At 67.9% G+C, this 16,435-nt stretch carries 11 protein-coding genes; 6 read left to right on the top strand and 5 right to left on the bottom strand.

Translation table 11 applies throughout. The features are described from left to right. Nucleotides 1-4: 4 nt before the first annotated feature. Nucleotides 5-1,525: a peptide MFS transporter gene (locus tag ACCQ10_RS02195; RefSeq protein ID WP_039412692.1), complete on the bottom strand. Its 1,521-nt coding sequence runs from the start codon at nucleotides 1,523-1,525 to the stop codon at nucleotides 5-7. 757 nt (nucleotides 1,526-2,282) lie between these two features. Further along, nucleotides 2,283-3,170: a tryptophan 2,3-dioxygenase gene (locus tag ACCQ10_RS02190; protein WP_372362062.1), complete on the bottom strand. Its 888-nt coding sequence runs from the start codon at nucleotides 3,168-3,170 to the stop codon at nucleotides 2,283-2,285. Nucleotides 3,171-3,674: 504 nt separating this feature from the next. Between ACCQ10_RS02190 and ACCQ10_RS02185 the strand changes: the two genes are divergently transcribed. From ACCQ10_RS02185 to ACCQ10_RS02160, 6 genes are all read left to right on the top strand, one after another. Next, nucleotides 3,675-7,262, top strand: coding sequence for a lamin tail domain-containing protein (locus tag ACCQ10_RS02185; protein WP_372362061.1), 3,588 nt, complete (start codon nucleotides 3,675-3,677; stop codon nucleotides 7,260-7,262). Nucleotides 7,263-7,439: 177 nt separating this feature from the next. Beyond that, nucleotides 7,440-8,528 (top strand): pyruvate dehydrogenase (acetyl-transferring) E1 component subunit alpha, encoded by a 1,089-nt coding sequence (gene pdhA / locus ACCQ10_RS02180; RefSeq protein WP_372362060.1) that lies wholly within the window; start codon nucleotides 7,440-7,442, stop codon nucleotides 8,526-8,528. After that, a complete protein-coding gene (locus ACCQ10_RS02175) occupies nucleotides 8,521-9,591 on the top strand; it encodes an alpha-ketoacid dehydrogenase subunit beta (RefSeq protein WP_372362059.1) in 1,071 nt (356 codons plus the stop codon). The genes pdhA and ACCQ10_RS02175 overlap by 8 nt, the downstream gene beginning before the upstream one ends. A 1-nt stretch (nucleotide 9,592) precedes the next feature. After that, on the top strand, nucleotides 9,593-9,976 hold the full coding sequence (locus ACCQ10_RS02170) for an SH3 domain-containing protein (RefSeq protein WP_104579316.1): 384 nt from the start codon (nucleotides 9,593-9,595) through the stop codon (nucleotides 9,974-9,976). After that, entirely contained in the window at nucleotides 9,973-11,523 is a 1,551-nt protein-coding gene (locus ACCQ10_RS02165) for a dihydrolipoamide acetyltransferase family protein (protein ID WP_372362058.1), read from the top strand. Before ACCQ10_RS02170 ends, ACCQ10_RS02165 begins: the two co-directional genes overlap by 4 nt. Nucleotides 11,524-11,756: 233 nt before the next feature. Further along, a complete protein-coding gene (locus ACCQ10_RS02160) occupies nucleotides 11,757-13,034 on the top strand; it encodes a DEAD/DEAH box helicase (protein ID WP_372362057.1) in 1,278 nt (425 codons plus the stop codon). 423 nt (nucleotides 13,035-13,457) lie between these two features. On the opposite strand, the gene ACCQ10_RS02155 is transcribed toward ACCQ10_RS02160, so the two are convergent. From ACCQ10_RS02155 to ACCQ10_RS02145, 3 genes are all read right to left on the bottom strand, one after another. Continuing rightward, complete coding sequence (locus tag ACCQ10_RS02155) at nucleotides 13,458-13,790, bottom strand: DUF6172 family protein (RefSeq protein ID WP_039407940.1); 333 nt, start codon at nucleotides 13,788-13,790, stop codon at nucleotides 13,458-13,460. Between the two features lie 134 nt (nucleotides 13,791-13,924). Then, on the bottom strand, nucleotides 13,925-15,241 hold the full coding sequence (locus ACCQ10_RS02150) for an NtaA/DmoA family FMN-dependent monooxygenase (RefSeq protein WP_372362056.1): 1,317 nt from the start codon (nucleotides 15,239-15,241) through the stop codon (nucleotides 13,925-13,927). A 271-nt stretch (nucleotides 15,242-15,512) separates the two neighbouring features. Then, nucleotides 15,513-16,319: an oxidoreductase gene (locus tag ACCQ10_RS02145; protein WP_047693936.1), complete on the bottom strand. Its 807-nt coding sequence runs from the start codon at nucleotides 16,317-16,319 to the stop codon at nucleotides 15,513-15,515. Nucleotides 16,320-16,435 lie beyond the last annotated feature (116 nt).

The raw sequence follows: 16,435 nt of genomic DNA, 5'->3' as shown, positions 1-16,435 counted from the left end.
CTCCTCACTTCACACCATGCATCAGTTTGTTGATCAGCGGCGCGATCAGGAACAGCAGCGCGCCGGCGCCCACCAGCGCCCAGAACCCGAAGGTATATCCGCCCAGCGCCGACGCCACGCTCATGCCTTCGCTTCCGCTGACATGCCCGGCAAAGATACCCGACAGGTTGTTGCCGATGCCGGTGGACAAAAACCAGCCACCCATGCCGAAACCGACCAGGCGCACCGGCGCCAGCTTGGTCACCATCGACAGACCGATCGGCGACAGGCACAGCTCGCCCACCGACTGGATGACGTAGACCATGAACAAGGTCCAGAACGGGATCTTGCCGGCATCGCTCACCAGGCTGGACAGCGCGAACATCAGCAGCAGGAAGGCCAGGCCGTTGAAGATCAGCCCCAGGCCGAACTTGCGCGGAATCGACGGATTGAAGCGGCCGGACTTGACCCAGATCCAGGCAATGACCGGTGCCAGCGCGATGATGGCGATGGAGTTGACCGACTGGAACCACGCGGTCGGGAAGGTCCAGCTGCCGAAGTTGCGGTTGACGATGTTGTCGGCCAGGAAGGTGAACGAGCTGCCGGCCTGCTCGAAGAACATCCAGAACAGCACGTTGAAGGCGAAGATGATCAGCATCGCGATCACTTTGTCGCGCTGCACCTTGCCCTCGCGGATGCCTTCGACCAGCAGCATCACCGACAGCCCGATGAACAGCGCCGTCAGCACGATCTGCAATACGTCCGCACCCACGGCGAGCAGGAAGTACACACCCGGGATTGCCAGCAGGCAGCCCACCAGCACCATCAGCACGCGACCGAGGCCCTGCGCGTGCGGTGCCGGCGCGCCGATGCCCTTGAGCTGGGCGCGGCCGATCCAGAACCACACCAGGCTCACCAGCATGCCCACGCCGGAGGCCATGAACACCATCTTGTACGCCGGCATCGCCTCGGTGCCGAACACCTTTTCGGCCAGCAGCTGGGTCAGCACCGGCGAGATCATCGCGCCCAGGTTGATACCCATGTAGAAGATGGTGAAGCCGCTGTCGCGGCGCGGATCGGCCACCGAATACAGCTTGCCGACCATGGTGGAGATGTTCGGCTTGAACAGGCCGTTGCCCACCACCACGGTGGCCAGGCCGATCTCGAACATGGTGTGGTCGGGAATGGCGATCAGGAACAGGCCGGTGGCCATCACCGCCGCGCCCACCAGGATCGAGCGTTGGTAGCCGAGCACGCGGTCGGCCACGTAGCCGCCAAAGATCGCCGCCGCATACACCAGCGCCAGATACGCGCCGTAGGTGCGCCCTGCCGGCGCCTGGCCGGTGGCATCGCCGCCGAAGAACTGCGCCACGATGTACAGCACCAGCGCCCAGCGAATGCCGTAGAACGCAAAGCGTTCCCAGAATTCGGTCATGAACAGCATCCACAGCGGCCGGGGGTGGCCGAGCAACGTGGGGAACTCGGGAGGCGCAGGCGGCTGCGGCGGAGTGGAAGCGGATGTCGGCGCAGTTGCGTCAACGCTCATGTGGAGTCCCTTGCGTATTCAGTAATGGCTGGGTGCACCAGGGCCGAACCCTGGGCGACGCGCGAGGATCACTTAGACGTCATGTACGCGTCAAATTCGCCGGAGTCGGCGGCTTGATGGCAGTGGTTGGATTGGGTGTGATTTGGCAGGTGTGATGGGTATCCCACCTGCGTGTGCGAGACCATTGCCAGTGCCAAGGATGGTGCCGAAGCGTCTGCGTCGGCAGTGCCCCCCCTTATCCCCTACCGCCGCGCCGTCCCTTCTCCCGCCGGGAGAAGGTGCCCGTAGGGCGGATGAGGGTGCGGTGCCGCTGGATGGTGCCGGTTGCGGGACTCGCCTTGGCTCTGGCTGATCCAAAAGGATGAAGCCCGTACCCTCACCCCACCCCCCGCTCCGCGGCCCGGCCCGCGCTCGCGGCGCGGGCGCTCCAAGGCAAGCGCGCCCGTGCGCGCAAGCAATGCCTTATCGCCCCACCGGGAGAGGGGCTCAGAACATGGCGGCCATGCCTGCATTCCCTTCTCCCGCCGGGAGAAGGTGCCCGTAGGGCGGATGAGGGTGCGGTGTCGCTGGATGGTGCCGATTACGGGACTCGCCTTGGGAAAATCTGGCTGACCCAAGGGGATGAAGCCCGTACCCTCACCCCAACCCCCGCTCCGCGCCCCGGCCCGCGCTCGCGGCGCGGGCGCTCCAAGGCAAGCGCGCCCGTGCGCGCAAGCAATGCCTTATCGCCCCACCGGGAGAGGGGCTTCAGCGCGCTCTAACTTACCGCACTGCCCTGCGGTGGGCGGCTGTCCACGCCCACCGACGTGCGCACGTCGAACAGTTCCGGGAAAAATGTCAGTGCCAGCGCCTGCTGCAAAAATCCCACGCCGCTGGAACCGCCGGTGCCGCGCTTGAATCCGATCACCCGCATCACCGTGCGCATATGGCGGAAGCGCCATAGCTGGAATTGCGTCTCCACATCCACCAGGTCTTCGCACAGCGAATACTCGCGCCAGTAGCGGTCGGTGTTTTCGTAGATGCGCTCGAACACCGGGCGCAGGCTGTCGTCGGCCACGTGCGCGGCGGTCCAGTCGCGGGCCTGATACTGCTGCGGAATCGCGTGCCCGAAGCGTGCCAGATAGCGCAGGAATTCCTCGTACAGACTCGGCGCTTCCAGCACTTCGCGCAGCCGCGCCTGGCCCTGCGGGTCGTAGGCGAACACCTGCAGCATCTGCGGGTTCTTGTTGCCGAGCAGGAACTCGATGTAGCGGTATTGCAGCGATTGAAAGCCCGACGAGGGGCCGAGCACATCGCGAAAGCCCATGTACTCGCTGGGCGTGAGCGTCTCCAGCACCGACCACTGCTCGGTGAGCTGGCGCAGCACCTGCTTGCTGCGCGCCAGCACCTTGCGGCATTGCCAGACCTCGTCGCGCTGCAAGTGCACGATGGCCGCGCGCAGTTCGTGCGCCAGCAACTTCAGCCACAGCTCGGAGGTCTGGTGCTGGATGATGAACAGCATTTCGTCGTGATGCGCCGGCTCGGACAGCGGCTGCTGCGCGGACAACAGCTGGTCCAGCCGCAGATAGCCGCCGTAGGTCAGCCGCCCCTCCAGATCGGTGTGGATGCCGGGTTCCAGGTCACGTAGGTTCTTGTCGACGGGCATGGCGCAGCGCTGAAGATCGGGCCACGCAGGGTAGCGCAGCGGCGGGGATTCGGGATTCGGGATTCGGGATTCGGGATTCGGGATTCGGGAATGGGGAATGGGGAATGGGGAATGGGGAATGGGGAATGGGGAATGGCGGATGGCGGATGGCGGATGGCGGATGGCGGGGAGTATTCGGCCATGGCCATGCCGGCCTTGGCTTGGCTGCTTGCACCCCCGGCGGGCTTCCCTGAGGGGATCGGGGCCAGCGAGATACCTGCGCAGGTCCCTCGTAGAAAACCCGTACGCACGAGTGGCACGCTCGGCCCTCCGTGTCGAGGCCGCTTCTTTCATCTCTGAACCACTCAGCAGGGGTCCGGCGCAGTCGCATCCACTGCGCCGCTGTCACCCTATCGTCAACCAAGGTCTGCAAATTCATGCAGAATCGAACGGCGCTGCCGGCCAGGGACGTGGCCGGACCAGGGGAGCGTTTCACGTCTCAAGGATCCAGGGGACTCTCATCTCATGCCAGTGTTGCAGTGTCGTGCAGCCTTACTTTTGTGTGGGCTGGCGCTAGCCGGCCATGCCAATGCCCAGGTCGTCATCAGCCAGGTTTACGGCGGTGGCGGCAATAGCGGCGCCACCCTCCGCAGCGATTTCATCGAGCTGCACAACATCGGCAGCAGCACGGTCAGCCTGGACGGCTGGTCGGTGCAGTACGCCTCGGCCGCCGGCAGCAGCTGGCAGGTCACCCCGTTGGCAGGCAGCGTGCCGGCCGGCGGCTATTACCTGGTCAAGCAGGCCGATGGCAGCGGCGGCAGCGTGGCGCTGCCCACGCCCGACGCCACCGGCACGCTGGCCATGAGCGGCACCGCCGGCAAGGTGGCGCTGAGCAATGCGAGCGCGGCGCTGAGCGGCACCTGCCCCACCGGTTACGCCGATCTGGTCGGCTATGGCAGCAATGCCAGCTGCGCCGAAGGCAACGCACCCACGGCAGCGCCCAGCAATACGCTGGCGGTGCTGCGCGGCAACGAAGGCTGCACCGACACCGACAACAACGCAGCCGATTTCGCCACCGGCGCGCCGGCACCGCGTAATAGCGCCAGCGGTGCGCGCCTGTGCAGCGGCGTCGGCCAGCCGATCGCCACGCTGGCCGATGTCAGCCAGGCCGAGGGCAATACCGGCACCCGCAGCGTCGTGTTCACGCTGAGCCTGAGCCAGCCAGCCGGCGCGGGCGGGGTGAGCTTCACCGCTGCCACCGTCGATGGCACCGCCACCGCCGGCAGCGATTACGTCGCCCTGCCCGCCACTGCCCTGCGCATCGCCGCTGGCGAACGCACTGCCAGCATTGCGGTAGACGTAGTAGGCGACACCATCGCCGAGCCGGATGAAAGCTTCCGCCTGCAGATCAGCGGGGTCACCGGCGCGCTGCCGGCCACGCTCAGTGCCACCGGCACCATCCTCAACGACGACTTCAGCCTGCTGCCGATCCACGCCATCCAGGGCAAGGGCGCCCGCTCGCCGCTGGACGGCCAGGTCGTCGCCACCTCGGGCATCGTCACCGCACGCCGCAGCGCCGGGTTCTTCCTGCAGGCGCCGGATACCGAAGGCGATGGCGACCCGGCCACCTCCGAAGGCGTGTACGTCTACACCGGCAGCGCACCGCCGGAAGCGGCCGCCATCGGCAACCGCGTGCGCGTGCAGGGCACGGTGATCGAATACGTGCCCACCGCCGACCCGACCCAGCCACCGCTGACCGAAATCGGCGGCAGCGTCACCGTGCTGGCCGATTCCACCGGCAACCCGTTGCCGTCGCCGATAATCCTGCGCCCCGACTTCCCCAACCCCAACGGCGCCTATGACCAGCTCGAAGCGCTGGAAGGCATGCGCGTGGCCGCCGCCAGCCTCACCGTCAATGCGCCCACCGGCGGCAGCGTCAACGAGACCAATGCCACGGCCACCAGCAATGGCGTGTTCCATGCGGTGGTCACCGGCGTGCCGCGCGCCTTCCGCGAGCCGGGCGTGCAGTTGCCCGACCCGCTGCCGGCCGGTTCGCCAGCCGGGGTGCCGCGCTGGAATACCAACCCGGAAGTGATCGCGGTCGGCAGTGCCGGCGTGGGTGGCGAGCGGCTGGATCTGGCCTCCGGCTGCATGGTGTTCAATGTGGTCGGCCCGCTGGATTACAGCTTCCGCCGCTACACGCTATACCCGGAACGTACCCCGCAGGTGGTCTGCAACGATGCGGATAAACCGCGTCCGGCACCGCTGCCGCAGGCTGACGACGTGGCCGTGGCGACCTACAACATGGAACGCTTCTTCGACGACCAGAACGACCCGGCGATCGGCGAACCGGTACTCACGCCGGTCGCGTTCCAGGCCCGCCTCAACAAGGCCTCGCTGGCGATCCGCCGTTATCTGCATCTGCCCGACATCCTGGGCACGGTGGAAGTGGAAAGCCTGAGCGTATTGCAGGCGTTGGCGGCGCGCATCAATGCCGACGCAGTGGCCGGCGGGCAGTCCAATCCGCAATACGTGGCCTACCTGCAGGAAGGTAACGACGTCGGCGGCATCGACGTCGGCTTCCTGGTCAAGACCGCCTGGGTCGCCGGCGGCGTGCCGCGGGTGGAAGTGCTCTCCATCGCGCAGGAAGGCAAGACCGCCACCTGGACCGAACCGGCCGGCGGCGTGAGCCTGCTCAACGACCGCCCGCCGCTGGTGCTCAGCGCCAACGTGCATCAGGCCGATGGCCGCACGCTGCCGCTGACCGCCATCGTGGTGCATCAGCGCTCGCTCAACGGCGCCGAGACCGACGATGCGGCCGGTACCCGCATCCGCGCCAAGCGCCAGGCGCAGGCCGAGTACCTGGCGCGCCTGCTGCAGACGCGTCAGCAAGTGATCCCTGACGAAAAAGTGCTGGTGATGGGCGACTTCAACGCCTTCGAGTTCAACGACGGCTATGTGGATGCGATGGGCACCGTCACCGGCAAACCGGCGCCGGATGCGCAGACCGTGGTGGGCGGCGATGGCGCCGATCTGGTCAACCCGGACTACACCGACCTGACCTGGTTCAACACGCCCGACCAGAGCTATTCGTACGCCTTCGACGGCAACGTGCAATCGCTGGACCACATCCTGGCCAGCGATGCGCTGATGCGCACGCCGCAGATCGCCTCGTTGTTGGTAGGCCATGCGCGCATCAATGCCGACTTCCCCGGCACCGCGCGCAACGATGCCAATACACCGACGCGACTGTCCGATCACGATCCCACCGTGGTGTTGTTGCGCATGACCAAACAGGTCAACGCGGACCTGGGCGTGGCAGTCACGGCCGCACGTGCGCAGGTCACCGAAGGCGAGCGCATCGACTACACCGTGGATGTGGAAAACCGTGGGCCGGATCGGGCACCGTTTACAGCGCTGGCGCTGGTGTTCGACCTGCCCGTGCCGGCGCGTATCACAGCGCCGACCGGTTGGATTTGCCAGAACCAGACCAACGCCACGCAGACCACGTTCACCTGCAATCTGCCCGCATTGAACCCCGGCGCCATGCAGAGCTTTGCGGTGCAACTCGATACTGGCTCGGAACTGGCAGGCCGCACCGTGATGCTGGCGGGGTCGGTCGCCTCGCAGTCTCCCGACCCGCAGCCGGACAACAACACCGACACCGCGACGGTCTCGGTGCAGGCACGGCCGCAACCCCGCAGCGACCTGGCGGTGCGTTTCGACGGCCCCACCAGTCTGCCGACCACCGCCTTCAATGCCAGCTACAGTGTGCTGTTGAGCAACATCGGCGCCGCACCGGCGCAACGCCCCAGCCTGGTGATCGAAGGCAACACGGTGTCGGCGTTGTCGCAGCTGGTGCCGCCGCAGGGCTGGCGCTGCGACAAGCAGGTGCAATCGCTGCGCAGCGCCCGCTTCGTCTGCAGCACTGCGGCGGTGGTAGTGCCCGGCGCGCAGGCCGCCTTCCAGCTGACCGTGGCAACCAAGCCACTCCCGGCCGAAGGCGCGGTGCGGGTGCAGGCCACGGCCAGCTCCAGCTCGCCCGATGCCAATCCGGCCGACAACACGGCGCTGATCGTCACCCCGATCGGCGGGGGCAACAGCCGCCGCTGATCGCACTGCAACACGTCGCAGTGGGTTACTGCGACAAAGGGCGCGGCCTGGTCCGCGCCCTTTTTTTTGTGCATCCCAGCATCATTGTGTGCTGCGGTGCAGGACAGCGTTTTGCTCCGCCGTCCTTAACATGGCAACTCATATCATTTGAAACTTCTTGATGAAGGTGTCGCCGCAATGAGCGTAGCCGCGCAGTTCCAGATCGACTATCTGCAATACATGGATGCGGACGGCAACCTCGTCCGCGACGACCTTCCGGCCGACGCCGCCAATCCGCAGACCCTGCTCGCCCTGTTCAAGCGCATGCTGTTCGTGCGCACCTTCGACACCAAGTCGGTGGCCCTGCAGCGCACCGGCAAGCTCGGCACCTACGCGGCCAGCCTTGGCCACGAAGCCACCCACGTGGGCATCGGTGCATCGATGCGCAGCGGCGATGTGTTCGCGCCCAGCTATCGCGAGTACGGCACCATGTTCGAGCGCGGTGTGCGCCCGCGCGATGTGCTGCTGTACTGGGGTGGCGACGAGCGCGGCAGCGACTATCCGCGCGACGCCGATGCGGCCATCGACTTCCCGATCTGCGTGCCCATCTCCACCCAGTGCCTGCATGCAGCCGGCTCGGCGCTGTCGTTCAAGCTGCAGAACAAGCCACAGGTGGCGGTCGCTTGCTGCGGCGACGGCGGCAGCTCCAAGACCGACTTCTATGCCGCACTGAATTCGGCCGGTGCCTACAAGCTGCCGCTGATCCTGTGCGTGATCAACAACGGCTGGGCGATCTCGGTGCCGCGTTCGGCGCAGACCGGCGCGCAGACCCTGGCGCAAAAAGGCCTGGCCGGCGGCCTGCATTGCCTGCAGGTGGACGGCAACGACCTGATTGCGGTGCTCGAAGCCATGCGCCAGGCGCGCGTGCGTGCGCTGGCCGGCGACGGCGGCACGGTGATCGAGTTCATGACCTACCGCCTCACCGATCACACCACGGCCGATGACGCGCGCCGCTATCGTGGCGAAGACGAAGTCAAACAGGCCTGGACCCGCGAGCCGCTGCTGCGCCTGCGCCGCTATCTCACCGCGCAGGGCCTGTGGGACCAGGCGCAGGAAGACGCGTGGAAAGCCGAATGCGGCGCGCGCGTCGACGAAGAGGTCAACGCGTACCTGAACACGCCGGTGCAACCGGTGGAGGCGATGTTCGATTACCTCTACGGCGACCCGCCGGCCGCATTGCTGGCACAGCGCGCCGAGGTGATGGCCCTGGAGACGCGTCATGGATGAGCTCAAGCATGTGCCCGCCGACACGTCGCAGCACGCCAGTGCTCCTTACAACGCCGCTGCAACGCGCGGAGAAATTGCCATGAGTTCGCCCATCACCCTGATCGAAGCCATCACCCAGGCGCTGGCCTGGGAGCTGGAACACGACCCCGCGGTGCTGGTGCTGGGCGAGGATGTTGGCGTCAATGGCGGCGTGTTCCGCGCCACTGCCGGCCTGCAGCAGCGCTTCGGCAGCGAACGCGTGCTGGACACGCCGCTGGACGAAACCACCATCGCCGGCCTGAGCGTGGGCCTGGCCGCGCAGGGCATGAAGCCGGTGGCCGAAGCGCAGTTCGATGGCTTCGTGTATCCCATGGTCGATCACCTGATCTGCCACGCCGCGCGCCTGCGCAACCGCACCCGTGGCCGTCTGCATTGCCCGATGGTGTTGCGCGTGCCGTGGGGCGGCGGCATCCGCGCACCGGAGCACCACAGCGAAGCCAACGAGGCCATCTTCACCAACGTGCCCGGTATGCGCGTGGTGTTGCCATCCTCGCCGCAGCGTGCCTACGGCCTGTTGCTGGCCGCCATCCGCGACCCGGACCCGGTGATCTACATGGAGCCCAAGCGCATCTACCGCCAGTACAAGGAAGTGGTGGCCAACGACGGCGAGGCACTGCCGCTGGATGTGTGCTTCGTGCTGCGCGATGGCACCGACGTCACCCTGGTCACCTGGGGCGCGCAGGTCAAGGAAGCGCTGGAAGCGGCCGACGCACTCGCTGGCGAAGGCATCAGCGCCGAAGTGATCGACGTGGCCACGCTGCGCCCGCTGGACTTCGACACCATCGCCGAATCGGTGGCAAAGACCGGCCGCTGCGTGATCGTGCAGGAAGCCCCGCGCACTGCCGGCTTCGGTGCGGAAATCGCCGCGCAGCTGGCCGAAAAATCCATGTACGACCTGCGCGCTCCGGTCGAACGCGTCACCGGCTACGACACGCATATCCCGCTGTTCCGGCTGGAAATGAAGTACCTGCCCAGCGTGGAGCGCATCGTCACTGCCGCACGGCGCGCTGTAGCTGCCGGCTGACATGCGCGCCCGTCTGCTCTGCACGCACCGCGCCGCCTACGCCAACCCGGTCCGCTTCCAGGCCGGCCAGCGGGTCAGCGTGGGTGTACGCGATGAAGAATGGCCGGCGTTCGCCTGGGTCACCACCGGCGACGGCCGTGCCGGCTGGGCGCCGCTGGCCTGGCTGCGCCCGTTGGGCGACGGCATGGCCGAAGCGCTGCGCGATTACGACGCACGCGAACTCACCGCCGACACCGGCGAGGACGTGTTGCTGCACCACGAACATGGTGGCTGGTGGTGGTCCGAGCGTGCCGACGGCGCGCAGGGCTGGCTGCCGGCGGCCGACCTGGAACTCCTCGACGACACCACGCCGCACGTGCCTGCGGCGCAAGAGAATCTGCCATGAGCGAAAGCAAGACGTTTCATCTGCCGGACCTGGGCGAAGGCCTGCCGGATGCCACCATCGTCGAATGGTTCGTCAAGGAGGGCGACAGCGTGCGCCTGGACGAGCCACTGGTGTCGATGGAAACCGCCAAGGCGGTGGTCGACGTGCCCTCGCCGTTCTCCGGCACCGTGGTCAAGCTGGCCGGCGCGGCCGGCGATGTGATCGTGACCGGTTCCATGCTGGCGCAGTTTGCGCTGGATGCCTCGCAGCCCCAGCGCGCCGATGGCCAGGATACCGGCCACGGGCATGGTCACGCCGCCCAGGCCACGACACCGAGCACCGGCCAGAGCGCGGCCGGCCCCACCGAGCGCGTGGTGGCCTCCGATGACGGCGGCGAAATTGCCGATGCCGATGCCGATGCTGGCACCGGGCAGCGCGACGACGCCGGTACCGTGGTGGGCGCGATGCAAAGCTCCGACACCGTGCAGAGCGAGCAGGCCATCGCCGTCGGCGGCGTGCGCGCGATGCCGGTGGTGCGGGCACTGGCGCGCAAGCTGCGCGTGGATCTGGCGCAGGTGCGCGCCACCGGGCCGGACGGCACGGTCACGCTGGCAGATGTGAAGCAGGCAGCCGCCGCCGGCACCGCGCAGCCCTCACCCGGCGCGCATGGCGCGCCGACCTCTCCCGCAAGCGGGAGAGGTGGTGCAATCGCTGGCGGTGGGAGAGGTGGTTCGATCGGTGACAGTGGGAGAGGTGGTTCGATGGGTGACGGTGGGAGAGCCGCTGCGATCGCTGCCGACGGCAGAACGGCGACCCTTCTCCCGCCTGCGGGAGAAGGTGCCCGCAGGGCGGATGAGGGCAGCTCTGCCCGCTCGCCGCTCTCAGCCAGCGGCAAGCCGATGCGCACCCAATCGCCCGGCATCAGCGCCAAGGGCCAGCCCGAACAGCTCAAGGGCGTGCGCCGCAACATGGCACGCGTGATGGCCGATGCGCACAGCAAGGTGGTGCCAACCACGCTCAACGACGACGCCGACCTGCATGCCTGGCAGCCCGGTAACGACGTGACCGTGCGCCTGGTGCGCGCCATCGTGCGCGCGTGCCAGGCAGTGCCCGCGCTCAACGCCTGGTTCGATGGCGATGCTCTCAGCCGCACCCTGCACCATCAGGTCGATGTCGGCATCGCGGTGGACACCGAAGAAGGCCTGTTCGTGCCCGCGCTGCGCAACGCCGACATGCTGGATGCGCACGGCATCCGCGAGGGCGTCAACCGCCTGCGCCAGCAGGTGGAAAGCCGCAGCATCGCCGCCTCGGAACTGAGCGGTTACACCATCTCGCTATCCAACTTCGGCATGTTCGCCGGCCGCTACGCCACACCGGTGGTGGTGCCGCCGTGCGTGGCGATCGTGGCTGCCGGCCGTGCGCGCTATCAGCTCACCCCGGTCATGGGCGGGGTGGAAACCCACAAGGTCATGCCGCTGTCGCTGACCTTCGATCACCGCGCCGCCACCGGCGGCGAAGCGGCGCGCTTCCTGCGCGCGATGCTGGACGATCTGGCGCTGGCCAGCTGAGGCGCAGCGGGCAACTGGCCTTGCCCATCGCTGGATGGGCGCGGCTAGCCTGGCGGCTGCCATCCGCAGGCCAACGATTCGGCGGTTGCGAGCCTGGATTGTCGCGCGGCTGAGTTGTCGAGCGGCGATCTGCGGCCTGGCGGCAAGGCCGCTGCGGACCGACGCAGTGTTCGCCGGAAACTCCGATTGAGAGCGACCGAGCGATTGCGGTGCAATGCCTGGATAATCGGCGCATGTCCTTTTCCAATCTCTCGCTGTCGCCGCAGCTGCAGCCGTTCTTCGATACCGCGCTGGCCAAGGCCGGCGTGCGCACGCCCACGCCGATCCAGCAACAGGCCATCGGGCCGATGCTGGCCGGACGCGATCTGATTGCAATGGCGCAGACTGGTTCGGGCAAGACCCTGGCCTATGCGTTGCCGCTGCTGCAGCAACGCATGCTGGCGCCGGAGAGCGCACCGCGCGTGCTCGGCGCGCTGGTACTGGTGCCCACCCGCGAGCTGGCTGCACAGGTGGACGACACGCTGCGCCAGCTGGCGGCGCATCTGCCGCGGCGCCTGAAGACGGTGGTCGCCACCGGCGGCAGTTCGATCAATCCGCAGCTGCTCGCACTGCGCGGTGGCGCCGACATCGTGGTAGCCACGCCAGGCCGGCTGCTGGATCTGGTCGATCACAACGCGCTGCGCCTGAGCGGGGTAGCCACGCTGGTGCTGGACGAAGCCGACCGCCTGCTGGAGCTGGGCTTCGGCGCCGAGCTCGATCGCATCCTGGCGTTGCTGCCTGCGCAGCGGCAGAGCGTGCTGTTTTCGGCCACCTATCCGCCGGCCATCGCCGCGCTGGCAAAACGCCGCCTGCGCGACCCGCTGCGCATCACCATCGAGGCCACGCCGGAGCAGGCACCGGCAATCGCACAGCGCGCGATCACGGTGGATGCCGGCCAACGCACGCAGTTGCTGCGTCATCTGCTGCAGGAACACGCATGGCCGCAGCTGCTGGTGTTCGTCGCCAGCCGCCACACCGCCGAGAAGGTCGCCGAAAAACTGGGCAAGACCGGCATCACGGTCCAGCCGCTGCATGGCGACATGAGCCAGGGCCGCCGCGAACGCACGCTGCGCGCGTTCAAGCAGCACGAGGTGCAAGTGCTGGTGGCCACCGATCTGGCCGGGCGCGGCATCGACATCGACGCGCTACCGGCGGTGCTCAATTACGACCTGCCCCGCTCCACCGTCGACTACACCCACCGCATCGGGCGCACCGCACGCGCCGGCGCCAGCGGCGTGGCAATCAGCTTCGTCACCGCCGACAACGCCCAGCAATGGCGGCTGATCGAAAAACGCCAGGCGCTGCGTGTCGCCCCCGAGATCGTCCCCGGCTTCGAACCGACGCCCGGCGACGCGCCCGCTGCGGGCGCGCCCATCCGCGCAGCCGACGACAACGGCGGCATCAAGGGCAAGCGGCCCAGCAAGAAGGACAAGCTGCGCGCGGCTGCGCAGGCTGCGAGTAAACCGGACTGACGCGCCAGCAGCGCGGTACATCGCGTTGCGCAGGCACCTCGATCCGCGGGCGACGCGCGGTGGCAGGACCCCGTTGCCGCAGTAAAGCCGCGCAGGTCCGGTTCGCCGCCAACCACATGGCGACAAATGCCGCCTTGTGCGGAGCGCGACGAAGCTGGCGTACAACCTGGCGATCCGCATCCGTCAGCTACGGACGCCGCAGCGCAACCTCAGCGCCTGCAGAGTGCAGCTGTTTCCCGGCCTGCAGCATCGCCTGCCCGGCCGCTGCGCAACCGCGATGAAAGCCGCGCTTCAAGCGCACGACAGCAGCTGACACCTAGGAGTGGACGGTGCAAGGGCACTGCGGTGCACGCGTGCTGGATGCCGGTCCAGAGCACCGGCCGCGCCGTCATGGCGGCGGCGCAGTCGTCATGAGAGCGGCGCTCAGTCCTGCTCGAAATCCAGCTCGCCGCCGGCCAGCGCATCGCCGTCGGTGCGCGGGGTGCGCTTGGCGGGCTTGCGCAGGATTTCCACGAAGAACTGGTCGCCACCTTCGCTGGTGAGCGTGTTGATCGCGCGGATCAGCTCTGCCGGCGGCAGCGGCTGCGCACTGGCTTCGTCCACGCCAAAGCGCATGTCGAAGTCCCAGTAGTCCGCACCTTCCGGCAACTCCTTGCGGCGCTCGCGACGGATGTACTTGCGGATATCGTGCTTGCTGGACTCCAGCAGACGATCGCGGTTCTTGCCTTCAAGGTTGAGCTGGTAGGTCTTGCGCATGGCGACATCGTTCCGGAACTGGCCGCCTATTGTGAGGCCACGTGGCCGGTCTGGGTGAATCGTGGCGCGGCGGTGCCGGCGCGCCCTCACCACCGCCAACCTGGCGGCACCCTGCGATCGCCGGTAGACGGGGCTCAGCCCGGCACCGGGCCGTTGCGGTACGGCAGGCCGAGATGGTCACGCAAGGTCTGCCCGGTATAGCGCTGACGAAACAGGCCACGCGCCTGCAGGATCGGCACCACCTGCTCCACGAAATCGGTCAGGGCACCCAGGCCCGCGTCGGGGAGAATGGTGAACCCGCCACCGATGTCGGCGCGAAACCAGGCTTCCAGGAAGTCGGCAACCTGCTCGGGCGTGCCGATGGCGACGGGGTGATGGCCGAGTACGCCATGCGCAAGGATGTCGTGCAGCGACCACCCCTGCAGCGCCAGCACGTAGGCGCGTTGCGCACGCGGATCGGCGCTGGCGGGAACCGGCTGCGGCAGCCTCTGCACGGGGATCGGCCGGTCGGGGTCGAGCTGCTCGGCCTCCACCCCGAGCATCGCCGCGAGCTGGCGCAGGCGTGCCTGCGGGTTGCCCAACGCGTCCAGTGCAGCGCGACGGTCGAGCGCCTCACGCTCGCTGGACGCCAGCGAGGTGACCACGGAGGAGAACACGGTCACCTCGTCCGGCGCACGCGACTGGCGCCGCAGCGCCTCGGACAGCGTGCGCCAGTAGCGGCGTGCCGCGGCCAGATCCAGCGGTTGGTTGTAGACCGCCTCCACGCCCGGTGCGGCAAACCGGAATCCATACGGACCATCGCCGGGCGCGAACACCACCGGCATGCCCTGCGGCGAAGGCGGCAGGCCCAACGGCCCGCGCGATGCGACATGGCGGCCACGGAAGTTGATCGGACGCAGCCGGTGCGTCGCCGCAAAGCGGCCGGCCGCGACGTCCAGCAGCAGGGCATCGTCGGGCCAGCTCCCCCACAGCGCCAGCACGGCCTGCCAGACTTCGCGCGCGCGCACATGCTTGTGCTCGGGTCGGGGCGCGCTTGCCAGATAGTTCTGCAGTGCCGCCGGCGCATTGGTGGTCACCACGTTCCAGCCCATGCGCCCCTGGCTGAGATGGTCCAGCGAGCGCAATTGCCGGGCGATGGTGTAAGGCTCGTTGACACTGGTGGAGACGCTGGCGACCAGTCCGACACGTTCGGTGGCCGCCGCCATCGCCGCCAGCACCACCAGCGGGTCCAGCCCGCTGTGCGGCGGCTCGCCGGACAGATCGTTGGTAATGCCGGGACGATCGTCCATGAAGAAGGCATCGACCAGGCCCCGCTCGGCGATCCGGCCCGCCTTGACGAAGGTGTCCACGTCGATGAACGCCGCCGGGTTCTCCCCTGGCCAGCGCCAGCTTCCCGGTTCCACCCCGTATCCGGCCGCCATCTGCACGGTGAGGTGCATGTGCGGTTTCATCGCACTCCCGGCAGCTGCCGCACTGCCCGCAGTGGCCTGAACCGTCCGCGCCCAGGGCGATGCAGTGATGCGCCGTCGCCGGGACCGCGCGCCGGCGCGGATGCCGCATGGCATCGCGGGGCGGCAGGCCGGGCCGGGTGGTCGGCTGCGGCGAGCCATCCCGCCGCGCCGGCGTATGGCTGGTCCAGGACGCGGCCCGGTGCAGGGCCGGCGCTGCACTCGGCGGGCGTCACGATGCACGCAGTGGCTGGCACGACGCGGCCGCCACGCGTCAGCGCAGACCCAGCTGCTTGCGCAGGCTGCCATCCACCGCACCGGCGGGCATGAAGCGGCGCAGCTTGCGCAGCAGCGATGCCTGCCCGGGGGGCGTGCGACGCATGCGCCATGCGCCCAGCGCGGCGTCCACCACGGTGCTGGCCACGTCCTGCGGTTCCGGTGCGTTGTCGATATGGCCGGTGACCGCACGGCTGACCACGCCACGTTCGCGGTCGTACTCGGCAATCGGGGTCTGCGCCACTGGCGAATTGCTGCCCAGGCTGGTCTTGGTATACGCCGGCTCCACCAATGTCACCCGGATACCGAACTGGCGCAGCTCGTGGTCCAGCGATTCGGACAGCCCTTCCACCGCGTGCTTGGAGGCGGCGTACACGCCCATATACGGCGCCGGCAGAAACCCCAGCACCGAGCTGACGTTGACGATGCGTCCCGCACGTTGTGCACGCATGTGCGGCAGCACCGCCTGGAGGGTGCGCAGGATGCCCAGCACATTGGTGTCCAGCAGTGCGGCGGCCTCTTCGACACTGGTTTCCTCCACCGCGCCCACCAGGTTGGCGCCGGCATTGTTGACCAATACATCGATGCGGCCGCTGTGCCCGACGATGCCATCGACGACCCGTTTGATGGACGCTGCATCGCGGATATCCATCTCGACCAGCTCCACGTTCGGCAGCGGTGTTGCGCCAGCGCGATTGCGCACCGTGCCGTAGACGATGCAGCCACGCGCGGCAAAACGCGCGGCGGCCACGCGCCCGATCCCGGACGAGACGCCGGTGATCAGCACCACAGTCTGTTGTTGCATTGCAGGTTCCTCGAATGAAAAGGAGAGCAGCGTGCGCTTGCGCAGCAAGGCCGACGCGGGCGCCGCGGTTCGAAAGAGATGCAAGGACCACACGCCTGGGCGACGGCAGCACCGCT

Source organism: Xanthomonas sp. NCPPB 1325 (assembly GCF_041477645.2).
Lineage (GTDB): Bacteria > Pseudomonadota > Gammaproteobacteria > Xanthomonadales > Xanthomonadaceae > Xanthomonas > Xanthomonas cannabis.
This window is presented reverse-complemented; position numbering and strand designations above follow the sequence as displayed.

Bases quoted from the DNA above. Each gene is read 5' to 3' on its own strand.
- ACCQ10_RS02185 (WP_372362061.1), top strand. From the start codon at position 3,675: ATGCCAGTGTTGCAGTGTCGTGCAGCCTTACTTTTGTGTGGGCTGGCG.
- ACCQ10_RS02160 (WP_372362057.1), top strand. From the start codon at position 11,757: ATGTCCTTTTCCAATCTCTCGCTGTCGCCGCAGCTGCAGCCGTTCTTC.
- ACCQ10_RS02145 (WP_047693936.1), bottom strand. From the start codon at position 16,319: ATGCAACAACAGACTGTGGTGCTGATCACCGGCGTCTCGTCCGGGATC.
- ACCQ10_RS02165 (WP_372362058.1), top strand. From the start codon at position 9,973: ATGAGCGAAAGCAAGACGTTTCATCTGCCGGACCTGGGCGAAGGCCTG.
- ACCQ10_RS02195 (WP_039412692.1), bottom strand. From the start codon at position 1,525: ATGAGCGTTGACGCAACTGCGCCGACATCCGCTTCCACTCCGCCGCAG.
- ACCQ10_RS02155 (WP_039407940.1), bottom strand. From the start codon at position 13,790: ATGCGCAAGACCTACCAGCTCAACCTTGAAGGCAAGAACCGCGATCGT.
- ACCQ10_RS02170 (WP_104579316.1), top strand. From the start codon at position 9,593: ATGCGCGCCCGTCTGCTCTGCACGCACCGCGCCGCCTACGCCAACCCG.
- ACCQ10_RS02190 (WP_372362062.1), bottom strand. From the start codon at position 3,170: ATGCCCGTCGACAAGAACCTACGTGACCTGGAACCCGGCATCCACACC.
- ACCQ10_RS02175 (WP_372362059.1), top strand. From the start codon at position 8,521: ATGGATGAGCTCAAGCATGTGCCCGCCGACACGTCGCAGCACGCCAGT.
- ACCQ10_RS02150 (WP_372362056.1), bottom strand. From the start codon at position 15,241: ATGAAACCGCACATGCACCTCACCGTGCAGATGGCGGCCGGATACGGG.
- pdhA (WP_372362060.1), top strand. From the start codon at position 7,440: ATGAGCGTAGCCGCGCAGTTCCAGATCGACTATCTGCAATACATGGAT.